Source organism: Methylobacterium mesophilicum (assembly GCF_022179445.1).
Taxonomy (GTDB): Bacteria; Pseudomonadota; Alphaproteobacteria; order Rhizobiales; family Beijerinckiaceae; genus Methylobacterium; species Methylobacterium mesophilicum.
In genome coordinates, this window is the sequence record NZ_BPQU01000046.1 from 1 (window position 1) to 13,762 (window position 13,762).

The following is a 13,762-nucleotide window of genomic DNA, read 5'->3' on the forward strand; positions in this document are numbered from 1 at the left end:
GCAGGTACAGCACCACCAGGGTGGTCACCGCCCAGGACACCAGGCCGTGCAGGCCCGCCGTCCCGGCGAGCGGCTTGCCGGACAGGCGCCCGGCGATGGCGCCGCCGATCAGCGAGGCGACGATGCCCGAGGCGACGAACCAGACGCCCGCGCCGATCGAGGCGGTCGAGGCGGCCGGGTTGTCGGCGGCCACGGGGCCGAAGGACGAGAGCCCCACGCCGGCGCCGACCAGGTTGAGGATCACCTGGGTGACCAGGGCCGTGGTGGCGCCGGCGAAGATGGCGCCCCAGGACACCTGGTTGAGCAGGACGGCGCGGCTGTCGGCCTGTGCCTGGCTGGCGAGGGGTGGGACGGTGGTCTGGATCGTGGTCACGCTGCTACTCCGGGTCGTCGGTCGTCGTGGAAGTGAGATCTGCGGGTCAGTCGCGGCTGGCGCTGACGAGGAGGCCGAGGCCGAAGCCGACCAGGCCGGCCACCAGCAGGGAGGCGAGCGGGTACTCGGCGACCTGATGGCTCACCTCGCGGGTGCCCCGGCGCAGGTAGTGCCCGCCGCGCTCGTAGGCGTCCTCGGCGTAGTCGGCGGCGTCATCGGCGTAGCTGGAGGCCTGGCCGGCCGCGTGCCGCACCGTGTCCTTGGCCTGGCCGTAGAGGTTCTCGGCCTGCCCGCTCGCTTCGCGGAACCGGCCCTCGACCGAGTCGCTCTTCGAGCCGGTGAGGTCGCCGACGGCGCCCTGCACCTTGCCGCCGAGGTCCTTGGCGGCGCCCGTGATCCTGTCGATGTCGACCATGTCGTTCTCCGGTGATGGTGGGTGTGTTTCGGGGGATGGCGCCCGGGAGGGTCGCCGGTTGGAAACCTGTGTCAGTCGGTACCCGGCTCGGCCTGTTTCGGAGGCCGGGCCGCACGCTTCTGCCGGCGGCCCTCGGCCTCGACCTGGGCATCGCCGGCGAGCTTGCCGATGGCCTCCTTGACCGAGGCCTTGAGATGCCCGGGGGACAGTATTTTCTCTCGGTCGGCCATGGGCGCCCTGCCGCGTTCGAGGAAACCCGGGACCGACCACCAGTTGCGCTCCGTAACCGCGCAATCAATGGTATAAATATACTGCTCCTGCGAAAGTATTGACTGGGATTTTCGCGACGTCCGGCTAAGCCGGTCCTACGAAATGGTGCGGCACCACGATCGGTTGCCCGGCGATGTCTGTTCCGCGATCCGTTCCGCTCCCGCTCGCTCGTCCCTGCCCTGTCGGCAGCGGGGCACAAACGGGTTGCGCACAAGCAGGTTCCCTCACCTGCGTTGTTTTTACTGGTATGCCTGCATCACTGACGCGGTTGTTATCGACCAGGGGCAATGTCCGGCGCGCCGCATTCCAATGCATCGGATCGGCTCCGAGGCCGGCCCGCCCCCGTGACACGGCGTGCCGCGGCCCTCCGCCACCGGCCGTCACCGCGGGACGGCTCGAACCGGCCGGACCACCCCGGGCGGCGCATAAAGCCACAGGGGCGGACCCATCCGGCGGGCGGCCTGTTGCTCCCCGATAGCCGCATCGGCGGCGCAACGAGGTTCAGAGATGGCAGAACAACTCTCCGGTCAGGACGGCCGGCAGGGCAAGCGCGGCAAGCCCGCGCTGTATGTCTTGATCGTCAGCGTGGCCCTCATGGCCGCGGCGCTTGCCGGGCTGATGACCTGGCAGGGCGCCAACTCCCCGCCGGATTACGCCAGCAAGAGCCAGGACGCCTCGCGCAAGCAGATCACCGGCAGCGAGAACGGCACGGGCGGCACGACCTCACCGTCCAACAGCAGCGCGGTCCCGGGCGGCAACCCCTCCTATCCGCAGCCGGCGACCCGCAGCGCCAATCCGTGACCCGTCACGACCACCGGTGCGCGGCGGAGATCTGCCGCGAGCAGGGTTGGGGCGTCGGGACCTGCCTGGTCGGCGACGCCGGCTACGGCCCGACGGTGATCCGGATCACGGCGCTGGGCGACACGGTCATGCTGGCCAAGATCGTCAGTCACGGCCGCATGGCCGTGGCCTACCACGAGGCACAGGCGTGGTCCCTGTCACTGCGCGACTGGCGGGCGGTCGGCTGATCCCGGACCGGTGTGGTACGAAGCCGGCCGGGACGGGACCGGACTCGCACCGGCGGCGTCGACGCGGCCCCCGCCGGACGATGCGCGCCACGGCCCTTCGGCCGCGAGCCCCGGCCCGGGACCGTCGGCCGTGCCAAACGACGAGGTGAACGATGACATCGCTGCTCGATCAACTCCGCACCATGACCGTGGTGGTCGCCGATACCGGCGACATCGGCGCCATCGAGACGCTCAAGCCGATCGACTGCACCACCAATCCGTCGCTGCTGCTGAAGGCCGCCGGGATGGAGGGCCTCGCCCCGATCGTTGACGAGGCGGTGGCCTGGGGCAGGAAGCAGGGCGGCGAGACCGAGGATGTCGTCCAGGCGGTGGCCGACCGGCTCGCCGTATCGGTGGGCGTCGAGCTGACCAAGCTGGTGCCGGGGCGCGTCTCCACCGAGGTCGACGCCAATCTCTCCTTCAACACCGAGCGGACGCTGGAGAAGGCCCGGGCGATCATCCGCGCCTACGACGAGCGCGGCGTCTCGCGCGACCGGGTGCTGATCAAGATCGCCTCGACCTGGGAGGGCATCCAGGCGGCCCGCGTGCTCCAGCGCGAGGGCGTCGACTGCAACCTGACCCTGCTGTTCTCCCTGGTCCAGGCCATGGCCTGCGCGGATGCCGGGGTGTTCCTGATCTCGCCCTTCGTCGGGCGGATCACCGACTGGTACGCCAAGGCCGAGGGGAAGACCTTCACGGCCGAGGAGGATCCCGGCGTCCGGTCGGTGCGGGCGATCTACGCCGCCTACAAGGCGCGCGGGATCGAGACCGTCGTGATGGGCGCCTCGTTCCGTACCATCGGCCAGATCCAGGCGCTCGCGGGCTGCGACCGGCTGACCATCTCGCCGAAGCTGCTGGAGGAGCTGGCCGCGACGGAGGGCGATCTCCCCCGCGCCCTGTCGCCCGAGTCCTACGGCACGCCGCCCGAGGCGCCCGCGACGGACGAGTTCTCGTTCCGCTGGGAGATGAACGAGAGCGCCATGGCCACGGAAAAGCTCGCCGAGGGCATCCGGCAGTTCGGCAGCGACCTGCGCGCGCTCCACACCCTCATCCGCGAACGGCTGGCGCGGGGGTGACCTGAACGCGGATCCAACGAAGCGCGGTGCGGCCCGGCCCGGAACGCGGGTCGGACCCGCGTTCCGCCGGTGGATCGTTCCGGGCGAGCGCCGAGTTTAATCCTCGCCGCATCGGTCGCGGTTCGGAGTGAGCCGTGTACAATCCCATCTTCTCGTGGATGATGCTGGCGATCGAGGCCCAGCGCGTGGTCGAGCTGCGCCTGGTGCGCCTTGCCTGGGGCGGCAGCGCGGGGATGGCCGAGGCGCAATCCATGGTGACCGAGAAGGTCGAGGCCGCCGGCGAGGCCATGACGACGCTCATGCTGGGCGGCTCGCCCGAGACGGTCATCGCCCGCTACCGCGAGCACGTCGCCTCCAACACCAAGCGCCTGACCGCCGCCTGACGGTGCGGCGACCGCCGGCGCCGGCCCATGCGGGCTGGGCGGCGGGTCCCGATCGGGGTACCTCTTCTCTCGCCGAGGCGCGATATCGCCCCCGGCGACGGCCGCCTGTCGTGCGGCCAGGACGGATCTGAACGCCTGCTATGATCGAGCCGAACCAAACCGCCTTCATCGTGAAGGTCGCCCGCCGGGACGAGGACACCCCGGACTGCCTGCTGACGGTGTTCTACGCCGTGATCGCGGACGATCCCGACAGCGGGGTCAAGATCGTGCGGGAGGCCGTGAAGGATGGGGCCGAGGTCACGCTGACCGAGGTTCGCCTTTCGCAGGCGACCGCGCAGGCCATCGACCTGCGCCCGGGCTACGCGCGCGCGCTCTGACCGGAATTCGGCTTCCACGCCCATCCGTGTTGAGGGGCGAAATCGGATGGGCGTGGAAGGCCAGCGATCGGCTGGTGCAACCGGGGTAGGGCGACAAGGTTAACGGGGCCTTACCGCCGCGCCCGCTCAGGCCTGCGGGGCGATCCAGCCGAGGACCGACGCGCAGCGTTCGGCCTGGAGGCGGGTCAACCCGGAGGCGACCGCCGCACCGTTGCGATAGACCACGAAGGTGCCGTCGTCGGTCGCGCGGATCTTGATCGAGGCCATCACGCGTCCCCGCCGACGAACGCCTGAAGCTGCGTCAACCCGCTCGCGGTGATCTGCCAGGTTGCGAGCCCGTCGCCGACCGCGACCTGCTCCAGATGGCCGACACTCGCGAGGGCCGTGAGCCGGCTGTGATCGCCGGGCCAGGATGCGTTCGGCTTTCGCTGAATGGAGATCCGAGAGTTGCCGGAGCCGGCGGCCTTATTGAGCAGGCGGCGCTCGTGATTGACCAGCATTGGCACTCCTGGGCAGTTCCAATCGGGATGCATTACTTACGTACAAGCTGGCCTATATGGCCAAGCTTGGCAACCCCATGCCCTGAAAACCCCTTGCATTGGTTCGGCTCATCGCCATGGATCAGGATGCGAGCGCCAGATCCGCCCCGGCGAAGCCCAGCCCGGCCAGGAACAGGCAGCCCCCCATCCCTTCGAGCAAGGCGCGGTAGCGCGGCGCCCACAGGGATGCGGCGGCCAGGCCCGTGCCGGCCACCACGCAGAACACGCCCAATCCCATCATGCCGGCCTCCCGGTCGAACCGCGACGCGGAGACGACCCTTCCCGAACCCGAAAGGTTGCGGGCCCCGCAGGTTGTCGACAGGCAAATCTCGTGTCGACGGCGGAAGGGCCGGCTTTGCGGCCGACCCTCGACAAGCGGCCCCGCAGCCGCGGCCGGCTTCGCACCAGCGAACGCTTCAGTCGAACATGTCGGGCTGCGTCGCGGCGATGTGGCTGTAGAGCGTCTGGAAGTGCAGCCAGCCGATATAGTCGCTGCCGACATGCTCGCGGCTGTAGCGGGCGGTCTTCTCCGACAGGAGCTGCGGCTTGATACCGGTCGCCTCGACCAGCAGCTGCTGCTTGCAGGCCCGCTCCAGGGCGATGAACCAGAACGCCGCGTCGTCGATGCTGTGGCGACTGCAGGTGAGCAGGCCATGGTTCTGGTGCAGCACCCCGCGGTTGCGGCCGATCTGCTGGGCCACCGAGAGGCCGCTCGCCTTCTCGACCGCGACCGCCCCGGCCGAGGCGCCGATCACCGCGTGGCTGTCGTAGAAGGCGGCCGCATCCTGGCTGATCATGTCCAGCGGCCGGCCGGTGGCGCACCAGGCGGTGCCGTAGGTCGTGTGCGCGTGGCACATCGCCAGCACGTCGGGATGCTCGTCGTGCACGGCGGCGTGGAGCACGAAGCCGGCGCGGTTGATCGCGTAGCGCCCCTCGACCACGTCGCCCTTGTGGTCGGCCAGGATCAGGTTCGACATCCGCACCTGCGAGAAGTGCACGCACATCGGGTTGGTCCAGTACAGCTCCGGGCGCTCGGGATCGCGGATCGTGAGGTGCCCGGCGAAGCCGTAATCGAAGCCGTGCATCGCGAAGGCCCGGCAGGCCGCCACGAGGTGCTGCTTGCGGTATTCCCGCGCCTCGGCGTGGCTGGTGAAGTCCGGCATCTCCGGAAAGATCAGGCCCGCCTGCTCGGGCTGGTAGATCGAGGTCCGCTTCCGGCCGGCGCTGTCGTCGGGCAGGTCGATGGCGACAGCGCTGTCATGGGCGTGGTCGTCGAGCATGGCATGTCCTCTCGTCGGGTGAAGCCGGAATGCGGGCCGCCCGCCACGCCTCGAGCCCGGCGGCGCGGGGCCATGCCGAACGGCGGTGTATTCCCGCCGCCCCGTCGCCTTTGGCCGTCTTCGCAAACTGATCGGCACTATCGTGCCGCTCTCCGTCGTTGACAAACGACGATTTTTCACGATTTCCGTGAATCCGGTTCACGGATGGCAGCATGCGGCGGATCCCGAGTTTTCCCGCCCTGCGGGCCTTCGAGGCCGCCGCGCGCCTCGGCAGCTTCGCCCGGGCGAGCGAGGAGCTGCACCTGACGCCCTCGGCGGTGAGCCATCAGGTCCGTGCGCTGGAGCGCACCCTCGGGCGCGCCCTGTTCCGACGCGCCAACCGCCGGGCCATCCTGACCGCCGACGGCGAGCGCCTGTGCGCGGGCCTCGCCCAGGCCTTCGACGCCATCGAGGCGCTCTGCGCCGAGCTGAGCCCGCCGCCGCCCTCGTCGCTGGCGGTGCATTGCACGCCGAGCTTCGCCGCGAAGTGGCTCGGGCCCCGGCTGCCCTCCTTCGTGGAGGCGCATCCCGGCATCGGCATCCGCCTCTCCAGCGGCGCCGAGCCGGTCGACCTCGCCCGGCACGAGGAGATCGACATCCTGATCGCCTATGGCCGCCCCCCGGCCGGGCCAGGATTGACGGTCGAGGCGCTGGGCCGGGAGGAGATCGCGGCCCTGTGCACGCCGGATCTCGCCCGGGCGCTCGGGCCGATCGAGGCCGCCACGGTCGCGCGCATCCCGCGGCTGGACTCGTCGTTCAGCCCGGTGCGCTGGCCGGACTGGTTCGCCCTGAACGGCCTGCCGACGCCGGCCTCGGCGCCCGGGGCGGCGTTCGATCGCGGCGCCCTGGTGATCTCCGCCGCGGTCCAGGGACTCGGGGTGGCGCTGGAGAGCCTGCGGTTCGCCCAGGCCGAACTCGGCGCCGCGCAGCTGGTGCGGCTCGGCGAAGGCCGTCTGAAGAGCCTGTACCGGGACCTCCACTTCATCTGCACCCGTGCCCGGGACCGGGATCTGGAGAAGATCCGGGCGTTCCGCCGATGGCTCCTGGAGCAGGAGCAGGAGGGCCGCGCCGCCGGCTAAAGCATCGGTCCGAAAGGTGGGCGCCGGCTTTCAGACCATGACGATGCGCTCGCGCCGTCCCGAAGGCGTCGCCGACGGTGATCCGCCGGGCGCCGCATGGGCAGGCACCGAGGCGCATGATAATTCCGGGCTGACGACACCGTGCCGACGCGGCGGGAACGGACCCCGAGGTTCGACCGACCGCGCGACACGCAGGGAGAGAACGCCATGTCCATGTTCGCCAAGCTGCAGCATCGCGCCAGCGAGGGGCGCCCCGTCCGCGTCGGCCTGATCGGCGCCGGCAAGTTCGGCTCCATGTACCTGTCGCAGGCGCCTCGGACGCCCGGCATCCACCTGACCGCCGTGGCCGACCTGTCGCCGGAGCGGGCGCGCCAGGCCCTGCGCCGGGTGGGCTGGGACGAGGCCCGCTTCGCGGCCCCGACCCTGGAGGAGGCCGCGCGGACCGGCGCGACCTGGGTCGGCGACGATGCCGACGCCCTGATCGCCAGCCCGTTCGTGGACATCGTGATCGACGCCACCGGCAGCCCCGCCGCCGGCATCCACCACGCCCTCAAGGCCTGCGAACAGGCCAAGCACATCGTGATGGTCAACGTCGAGGCCGACGTGCTCGCCGGGCCGCTGCTCGCCCGCCGCGCCGCCGAGGCCGGCGTGATCTACTCCATGGCCTCCGGCGACCAGCCGGCGCTCATCGCCGAACTGGTCGACTGGGCGCGCACGATCGGCCTGGAGGTGGTCTGCGCCGGCAAGGGCACGAAGTACCTGCCGGCCTACCACGCCTCCACCCCCGACACGGTCTGGGGGCATTACGGCTTCAGCGCCGAGCAGGTCGCGGGGGGCGACTTCAACGCGCAGATGTTCAACGCCTTCCTGGACGGCACCAAGTCGGCCCTGGAGATGGCCGCGGTGGCCAACGCCTGCGGGCTGACCCCGCCGCGCGACGGCCTGGCCTTCCCGGCCTGCGGGGTCGACGACCTGCCCACGCTCCTGCGTCCGGTGGCCGATGGCGGGATCCTGACCGAGCGCGGCACGGTCGAGGTGGTGTCGTCCCTGGAGCGGGACGGGCGCCCGGTGTTCCGCGACCTGCGCTGGGGCGTCTTCGCGGTGTTCGAGGCACCGAGCCGCTACGTGCAGGAATGCTTCGTGCAATACGGGCTGAAGACCGACGCCAGCGGCCGCTACGCCGCCACCTACAAGCCCTATCACCTGATCGGCCTGGAACTCGGGATCTCGGTGGCGTCCATCGCGGTGCGGGGCGAAGCCACCGGCGCCACCGGGGCCTGGCACGGCGACGTGGCGGCCACCGCCAAGCGCGCCCTGAAGGCCGGCGAGCGCCTCGACGGCGAAGGCGGCTTCACGGTCTACGGCACGCTGATGCCGGCGGCCGATTCCCTGCGGCAGGACGCCCTGCCGATCGGTCTGGCGCACAACCTCGTCCTGACCAACGACATCCCGGCCGGCCGTGCGGTCCGCTGGAGCGACGTCGCCTACGACGCGAGCCACCAGGCCATCCGCATCCGGCGCGAGATGGAAGCCGTGTTCCGCACGGAACTGGGCCTGGCCGCCCCGTCACAACGGGTCGCCTGACCAACGGACAGGCCCGGCCGCTTCCGCGCGGCTGGGCGCCTCAGGCGCGTACAGGCACGGGATCGCGCGACGTTCCTGCGGGCGCGCTGTGCTCGATCCAAAGGTGGGCTGCTGGTCGTCAGCGGGACAGGGCTGTGCCCCGGCATCCGCTCAGTGATTTGTAGTAATGGCGCGCCCGAAAGGATTCGAACCTCTGACCCCCAGATTCGTAGTCTGGTGCTCTATCCAGCTGAGCTACGGGCGCCTGTCACGGCGGCGGGGGCTTGGCCCGCCGGTGTGAAGGGGCTTCTAGAGGCTCGGATCCGGCTTGGCAAGACCGTTTGGCAAGACCGATCTGCCGAATGCGGAACGGCCGGCGCTACGGGGCGCGGGCGCTCGCCCGGACGCGCTCCTCGGCGGCGCGGATCGCGTCCGGGGTGCCGACGTGGAGCCACTGGCCGTCGAGGCGCATGCCGGACAGGCGTCCGGCCGCGATCGCCCGGTCGAACAGCAGGTTGAGCGAGAAGGCGCCGTCGGGCGTGTCGGCGAAGAGGCCGGGCTGCAGGATCGCCACGCCCGCATAGATGAACGGGGCGACCTCGCGCTCGCCGCGGCGCTCCAGGCGGCCGTCCGCGTCCATGACGAAATCCCCGGCGCCGTCGTAGCCCAGGCTGGTGGCGGTGGGGGCGACCAGCAGCAGGGCGTCCATGCGCTCCGGATCCCAGGCGTCGATCAGCCGGCGGAGGTTGGGCGCCGGCCCTTCGAGCCAGAACGAATCCGAGTTCAGCACCACGAACGGCGCGTCGCCCAGCAGCGGCAGCGCCTTGCGGATGCCGCCGCCGGTCTCCAGGAGCGCGGCGCGCTCGTCCGAGACCTGGACGGCGGGTCCCTCCGTCCGGCGGGCCAGGTGCCCCTCGATCAGGTCGGGCAGGTAGTGGACGTTGACGATCGCGGACTCGATGCCGGCCTCGGCGGCGCGGTCGAGGGCGTGGTCGAGGAGCGCCTTGCCGGCCACCTCCACCAGGGGTTTCGGCACCGTGGCGGTGACCGGCCGCATGCGCTTGCCCAGGCCCGCGGCCAGCACGAACGCACGGGTGACGGCGGGGGCGGGCTCGCTCATGCGGGGATCCGGATCAGGCGTTGATGATCATGGTTTCAAAAGGTCTTCGACCTTTTGCGGGTGCAGGGCAGAGCCCTGCAGTCGGCGAAGCCCCGAGAGCCTCGGGACGCTGTCCCGAACCCTGCCAAGGGGCCCCGGGCCCTTTGGATTCCCGTTCCTTTCGCCCGTGACCCGGGACCGCTCGGCATGCGTCCTAGGACTCGGCATCGGAGCCGACCAGGCCCGGCAGGTGCGCCGCATGCCAGGCCCGCAGCTCGGCCAGCGCCGGGTGGGCGAGGTTGCGGGTGAGATAGCCCTCGATCCGCGGCAGGTGGGCGAGGTAGCCGGGCTTGCCGTCGCGCCGGTCGAGCCGGGCGAAGATCCCGAGGATCTTGGTGGCGCGCTGGGCGGCCAGCAGCGCGTACGCCGTGGCGAAGGCCCCGACATCGAAGGCCGGGTCGCGGCCCCGGCGCTCGCGGGCGTAGAGGCCCAGAAGCCGCAGCTCGAATTCGGCGCTGGTGTCGACGCGGGCATCCTGCAGCAGCGAGGCGACGTCGTAGGCCGGATGGCCCATCACGGCGTCCTGGAAGTCGATCAGCCCGACCCGCTCCAGCCCGTCGCGCTCGGGCAGCCAGATCAGGTTCGGCGAGTGGTAGTCGCGCAGGGTCCAGGTGGCGCGGTCGGGTCGCGCGTTCTGCAGGGCCGCGCGCCACAGGGCCACGAACTCGGCCCGGGCGTCGTCCGAGAGCGCGGCGTTCCGGATCGCCGGGACGTACCATTCGGGCATCAGCTCCGCCTCGAACAGCAGAGCCGCCTCGTCGTAGACGGGCAGGACGTGCTCGATGCCGTCCGCCACCGGCAGCACCGCCGGCAGCGGCGTGGCGTGGAGCTTGGCGAGCAGGCGCACCGCCTCGGCGTAGCGCTCGGGCCGCGGCGCCCCGGCCTCGACCACCGGCTCGCTGCCGAGATCCTCGAGGATCAGCAGGCCCTCGGCCAGGTCCTCGCCGTAGATCTTCGGCGCCGAGAAGCCCAGGGCCCGCAGGCCGCGGTCGAGGGCCACGAAGGCGTGGACGCTCTCGGCCAGGTGCACGATCGCGCTGTAGGGTTTGCCGTCGCGCACCGCCGGGCCGTCGGGACGGGGCGGGGCGATCATCAGCACGGCGCTGGTGCCGTCGGGCTTGGTCAGGCGCTCGTAGGCGCGGGACGAGGCGTCGCCCTGCATCAGGGTGCGCTCGGCCAGGTCCCAGCCGCTGCGGTCGAGGAGCCGGCGCACCGCCCGGGCCCGGTCGAGCCGGGCACGCATGCCGCCGCTGCCGTCGATCCGGGCGAGGCGCGCCTCGGGGCCGAACTCGGCCCGGAGCGACAGGTCGACGGTGAGCACCGGGCCGTCGCGGGGGGGCATCCGGTCGGGCCACTCCACCAGCGTGATGGCGTCCTCGGCCATCTCCTCGAAGCCGAGCTCCACCAGTTCGTCGGGGTCGCGCAGGCGGTAGAGGTCGGCGTGGACGATCGCCCGGCCGTCGCGGGCCGTGTAGGGCTGGATCAGCGTGAAGGTCGGGCTCGGCACCTCCAGGCGCGGGTCGCCGGCCAGCTCGCGGATCACCGCCCGGGCCAGGGTGGTCTTGCCGCCGCCCAGGCCGCCCGAGAGCGCCACGACGTCGCCGGGGCACAGGAACTCGGACAGGAACAGGCCGAGATCCTCCGTGGCCGTCTCCTCCGGCAGCACGAATTCCCAGGGGGCCGGCGGCGCCGATGCGCCCGCCGTCTGTCCGTCCCGATCGTCCCCGTCCAAAGCCCGCCTCCGAGACCCAAGGGCGCATGGTCCGAAAACAGGCCGCGGATGCAAGCGTTTCCGGCTCCCGTGGCGCGCTTCCGGCCTGGCCGGTGCATCGAAACCACGCTTGCCCGACGCGTCGCGTCCCGGCGATCCGGCGCGCCGCGCTGTGCGGTATCCGCGAAGAATTGGCTGGCGCATGTCTTGCTATTGCGCGGGTTCCGCAGCGTTCAGGCCCAGCCGAAGCCGCGGACCGCGTCCCGCGTCCGACCCCGACCGAATCCCCCCTCATCGGTTCCGGGTTGGGTACGCACCCCGCTTGGGGTGGGGTGAGGCCGCACTTCACCGGCGGCCTCACCCGGACCAGCCAAACGCATGAACACGGAGCCGACATGAAGCGCGCCGACCTGACCGAGAAGCTCCTCGACATCAAACGCGAGAAGGGCTGGAGCTGGGCCCATATCCACGAGGCGATCGGCGGCCTCTCGCCGTTCCTGATCACGGCGGCCTGCATGGGCCAGATGAAGCTGCCCAAGGCCCAGGCCAAGCGGGCGGCCGAGCTGTTCGGCCTGACGGTCGCCGAGGAGCGGATGCTCAACGAAGCGCCCTACCGGGGCTCGATCCCGGCGATGCCGCCCACCGACCCGCTGATCTACCGCTTCTACGAGCTGGTGATGGTCTACGGCACGACCTTCAAGGAGCTGATCCAGGAGGAGTTCGGCGACGGCATCATGTCGGCGATCGACTTCAACATGGAGATGGCCCGGGAGGCGAACAACAAGGGCGACCGGGTGAAGCTGACGATGTCGGGCAAGTTCCTGCCGTACAAGTATTACGGCAACGACGACGACACGCCGGAATACGGGTTCAAGGAGGGCTGAGCGGAGGCCCTCCCCGATCCCCGCATTCCAGAGCCGTTCCCGATCACGGCGCGACCGGGAACGGCTCTCGGTCCTCGATTCGACGCCCACGCTTGCGCCGAACCGGTATCCAGGTCGGCGGCGAGCGCTCCAGGGCGACGGAGCGCGGAGAGCGCTCGTCGGTCAGGCCCCGTACCGCGCCGCGGCGGCCGGGTGCTGTCCCACGGCGTCGAAGCGGGCGCCGACATGGTCGAGGTGCAGGTAGTTCGGGTTGAACAGCGCGGCCTTCTCCAGGGTCGGCAGGTCCGGGATGGTCAGGCGGCGGCCCTTCAGCTCGACCAGCCTCTGCCGGCGCAGCATCTGCAGCACCCGGTTGACGTGCACCGGCGTCATGCCGATCAGGTCGGCGAGGTCGGTCTGCGTCAGGGGCATGTCGCAGGTGGTGCCCTGGGTCAGCCCGATGCCGCGCAGGCGGTAGAACACCTCGCAGAACACGTGGGCCAGCCGCTCACCCGCGCTGCGGCGGCCGAGGTTCAGCATCCACTCGCGCTGCACCGCCGCGCTCACCAGCCCTTCCCACCACAGCGCCCGCGTCACGCGGGGATGGTCGGCCATCAACGTCTCGAAGGTCGCGGGCTGGATCTCGACCAGGGTCACGGCACCGAGCGCGCCGATCGAATGATCCATCTCGGACAAGACGAAGACGGTGTGGTCGCACAGGTCGCCGGGCAGGAACAGGGCCACCACCTGGCGGCGCCCGTCGGGCAATTGCTTGTAGCGGTAGGCCCAGCCGGCCAGGACAAGGCGCACGACCTTCGGGTCGTCGCCCTCGGACACGATGTCGGTTCCCGGCCGGTAGCAACGCAGCGGCTCGGCGACCAGGTTCTGCAGCGCCGCCCGGTCGTCGTCCGACAGGTGCGTGAACTGCTCGAGCTTTGCGATGAGAGGGTTGGGCATCGGCAGCCTCCGCATCACAGGTTAACCCGCGCCCATGGACGCGGTTCAAACCTGTCTTAACGCATGTAGTACCGTATTGTATCGGCCGGCGTTATGAGCGAGAAGGTCCGCGCGAACGGCGCAGCCGCATTCGTGAGGCGCCCGTGCCCCTGTTCTACTTTCATGTGCGTACGCCCGCCGGCCTCGACCCCGACGAAGACGGGCTGACGATGCCGAATATCGAGACCGCCTATCTCGAAGCTTGCGCGTCGATTCCCGACATGGCGATCGACCTCATCCGCGAGGGCCTGAGCCCGATGCCGTACGCGTTCGTGATCACGAACGAGGCCGGCGAGATCCTGATGGAGATCCCCTTCGCCGAGCGGCTGCGCGACCCGCGGCGGCAGATCCGGCCGAACCAGACCACCCGGGCGCGCCGGCTGTCACAGGAGGTCGCGGACGCGATCGGCGCGGCGCGGGCGACCGCGCAGCGGGCCCGCGAGATCCTGGCCCGCGCGGCCCGCGCGCGGGGGCCATCGTGAGGCGGGACATCGTGAGCGCGGCTTGACCCGGTGACGGACGCGCGCCACGACATCTCTCCGTGAGACCCCGTTCCCGCCGCCCCGGACCAT

18 protein-coding genes, 1 tRNA gene and 1 pseudogene are annotated in these 13,762 nt (G+C 70.9%); 9 read left to right on the top strand and 11 right to left on the bottom strand.

Translation table 11 applies throughout. The features are described 5' to 3' along the window. From MFF40_RS26015 to MFF40_RS26025, 3 genes and pseudogenes are all read right to left on the bottom strand, one after another. Positions 1–373: pseudogene (locus MFF40_RS26015) on the bottom strand (PhnA-like protein); the annotation flags it as partial. A gap of 46 nt (positions 374–419) precedes the next feature. Next, the gene (locus MFF40_RS26020) at positions 420–788 is read right to left on the bottom strand and encodes a CsbD family protein (protein WP_147857365.1); all 369 of its coding nucleotides are present in this window, start codon (positions 786–788) and stop codon (positions 420–422) included. Between the two features lie 71 nt (positions 789–859). Then, positions 860–1,018 (bottom strand): CsbD family protein, encoded by a 159-nt coding sequence (locus MFF40_RS26025; protein ID WP_147857364.1) that lies wholly within the window; start codon positions 1,016–1,018, stop codon positions 860–862. A gap of 547 nt (positions 1,019–1,565) precedes the next feature. Between MFF40_RS26025 and MFF40_RS26030 the strand changes: the two genes are divergently transcribed. The 5 genes from MFF40_RS26030 to MFF40_RS26050 all read left to right on the top strand — a co-directional run bounded on the left by MFF40_RS26030 (position 1,566) and on the right by MFF40_RS26050 (position 3,961). Continuing rightward, complete coding sequence (locus MFF40_RS26030; protein WP_147857363.1) at positions 1,566–1,859, top strand: hypothetical protein; 294 nt, start codon at positions 1,566–1,568, stop codon at positions 1,857–1,859. Beyond that, complete coding sequence (locus MFF40_RS26035; RefSeq protein ID WP_147857362.1) at positions 1,856–2,086, top strand: DUF7241 domain-containing protein; 231 nt, start codon at positions 1,856–1,858, stop codon at positions 2,084–2,086. The genes MFF40_RS26030 and MFF40_RS26035 overlap by 4 nt, the downstream gene beginning before the upstream one ends. Before the next feature lie 152 nt (positions 2,087–2,238). Then, a complete protein-coding gene (gene tal, locus MFF40_RS26040; RefSeq protein WP_147856403.1) occupies positions 2,239–3,201 on the top strand; it encodes a transaldolase in 963 nt (320 codons plus the stop codon). 158 nt (positions 3,202–3,359) lie between these two features. Next, positions 3,360–3,584, top strand: a complete 225-nt coding sequence (locus MFF40_RS26045; RefSeq protein WP_378996035.1) for a hypothetical protein — start codon at positions 3,360–3,362, stop codon at positions 3,582–3,584. A gap of 140 nt (positions 3,585–3,724) precedes the next feature. Beyond that, on the top strand, positions 3,725–3,961 hold the full coding sequence (locus tag MFF40_RS26050; RefSeq protein WP_147856405.1) for a hypothetical protein: 237 nt from the start codon (positions 3,725–3,727) through the stop codon (positions 3,959–3,961). Between the two features lie 126 nt (positions 3,962–4,087). Here the strand turns inward: MFF40_RS26050 and MFF40_RS26055 are convergent, their stop codons facing one another. The 4 genes from MFF40_RS26055 to MFF40_RS26070 all read right to left on the bottom strand — a co-directional run bounded on the left by MFF40_RS26055 (position 4,088) and on the right by MFF40_RS26070 (position 5,780). After that, positions 4,088–4,228: a hypothetical protein gene (locus MFF40_RS26055; protein WP_187277845.1), complete on the bottom strand. Its 141-nt coding sequence runs from the start codon at positions 4,226–4,228 to the stop codon at positions 4,088–4,090. Beyond that, positions 4,228–4,461, bottom strand: coding sequence for a hypothetical protein (locus MFF40_RS26060; RefSeq protein WP_147856408.1), 234 nt, complete (start codon positions 4,459–4,461; stop codon positions 4,228–4,230). The genes MFF40_RS26055 and MFF40_RS26060 overlap by 1 nt, the downstream gene beginning before the upstream one ends. A gap of 121 nt (positions 4,462–4,582) precedes the next feature. Beyond that, entirely contained in the window at positions 4,583–4,741 is a 159-nt protein-coding gene (locus tag MFF40_RS26065) for a hypothetical protein (protein ID WP_187278092.1), read from the bottom strand. A gap of 175 nt (positions 4,742–4,916) precedes the next feature. Beyond that, on the bottom strand, positions 4,917–5,780 hold the full coding sequence (locus MFF40_RS26070; protein ID WP_147897577.1) for a class II aldolase/adducin family protein: 864 nt from the start codon (positions 5,778–5,780) through the stop codon (positions 4,917–4,919). 212 nt (positions 5,781–5,992) lie between these two features. On the opposite strand from MFF40_RS26070, the gene MFF40_RS26075 reads away from it, so the two are divergent. Both MFF40_RS26075 and MFF40_RS26080 read left to right on the top strand, forming a co-directional pair. Then, positions 5,993–6,898 (top strand): LysR substrate-binding domain-containing protein, encoded by a 906-nt coding sequence (locus tag MFF40_RS26075; RefSeq protein WP_147897578.1) that lies wholly within the window; start codon positions 5,993–5,995, stop codon positions 6,896–6,898. Positions 6,899–7,105: 207 nt separating this feature from the next. Further along, positions 7,106–8,482 (top strand): NAD(P)H-dependent oxidoreductase, encoded by a 1,377-nt coding sequence (locus tag MFF40_RS26080; RefSeq protein ID WP_238262841.1) that lies wholly within the window; start codon positions 7,106–7,108, stop codon positions 8,480–8,482. A 167-nt stretch (positions 8,483–8,649) separates the two neighbouring features. On the opposite strand, the gene MFF40_RS26085 is transcribed toward MFF40_RS26080, so the two are convergent. The 3 genes from MFF40_RS26085 to tsaE all read right to left on the bottom strand — a co-directional run bounded on the left by MFF40_RS26085 (position 8,650) and on the right by tsaE (position 11,352). Further along, positions 8,650–8,726: transfer RNA gene (locus MFF40_RS26085), tRNA-Arg, on the bottom strand. A gap of 114 nt (positions 8,727–8,840) precedes the next feature. Further along, positions 8,841–9,581, bottom strand: a complete 741-nt coding sequence (locus tag MFF40_RS26090) for a nucleotidyltransferase family protein (protein WP_238262843.1) — start codon at positions 9,579–9,581, stop codon at positions 8,841–8,843. 193 nt (positions 9,582–9,774) lie between these two features. Continuing rightward, positions 9,775–11,352 carry a tRNA (adenosine(37)-N6)-threonylcarbamoyltransferase complex ATPase subunit type 1 TsaE gene (tsaE, locus tag MFF40_RS26095; RefSeq protein ID WP_147897580.1) on the bottom strand — a complete coding sequence of 526 codons (1,578 nt, stop codon included), beginning with the start codon at positions 11,350–11,352 and terminating at the stop codon, positions 9,775–9,777. Positions 11,353–11,726: 374 nt separating this feature from the next. Between tsaE and cynS the strand changes: the two genes are divergently transcribed. Further along, a complete protein-coding gene (cynS, locus tag MFF40_RS26100; RefSeq protein WP_147856983.1) occupies positions 11,727–12,215 on the top strand; it encodes a cyanase in 489 nt (162 codons plus the stop codon). Positions 12,216–12,377: 162 nt separating this feature from the next. Here the strand turns inward: cynS and MFF40_RS26105 are convergent, their stop codons facing one another. Then, complete coding sequence (locus MFF40_RS26105; RefSeq protein ID WP_147856984.1) at positions 12,378–13,151, bottom strand: Crp/Fnr family transcriptional regulator; 774 nt, start codon at positions 13,149–13,151, stop codon at positions 12,378–12,380. Positions 13,152–13,294: 143 nt separating this feature from the next. On the opposite strand from MFF40_RS26105, the gene MFF40_RS26110 reads away from it, so the two are divergent. Further along, complete coding sequence (locus tag MFF40_RS26110; protein ID WP_187278093.1) at positions 13,295–13,672, top strand: DUF6894 family protein; 378 nt, start codon at positions 13,295–13,297, stop codon at positions 13,670–13,672. Positions 13,673–13,762 lie beyond the last annotated feature (90 nt).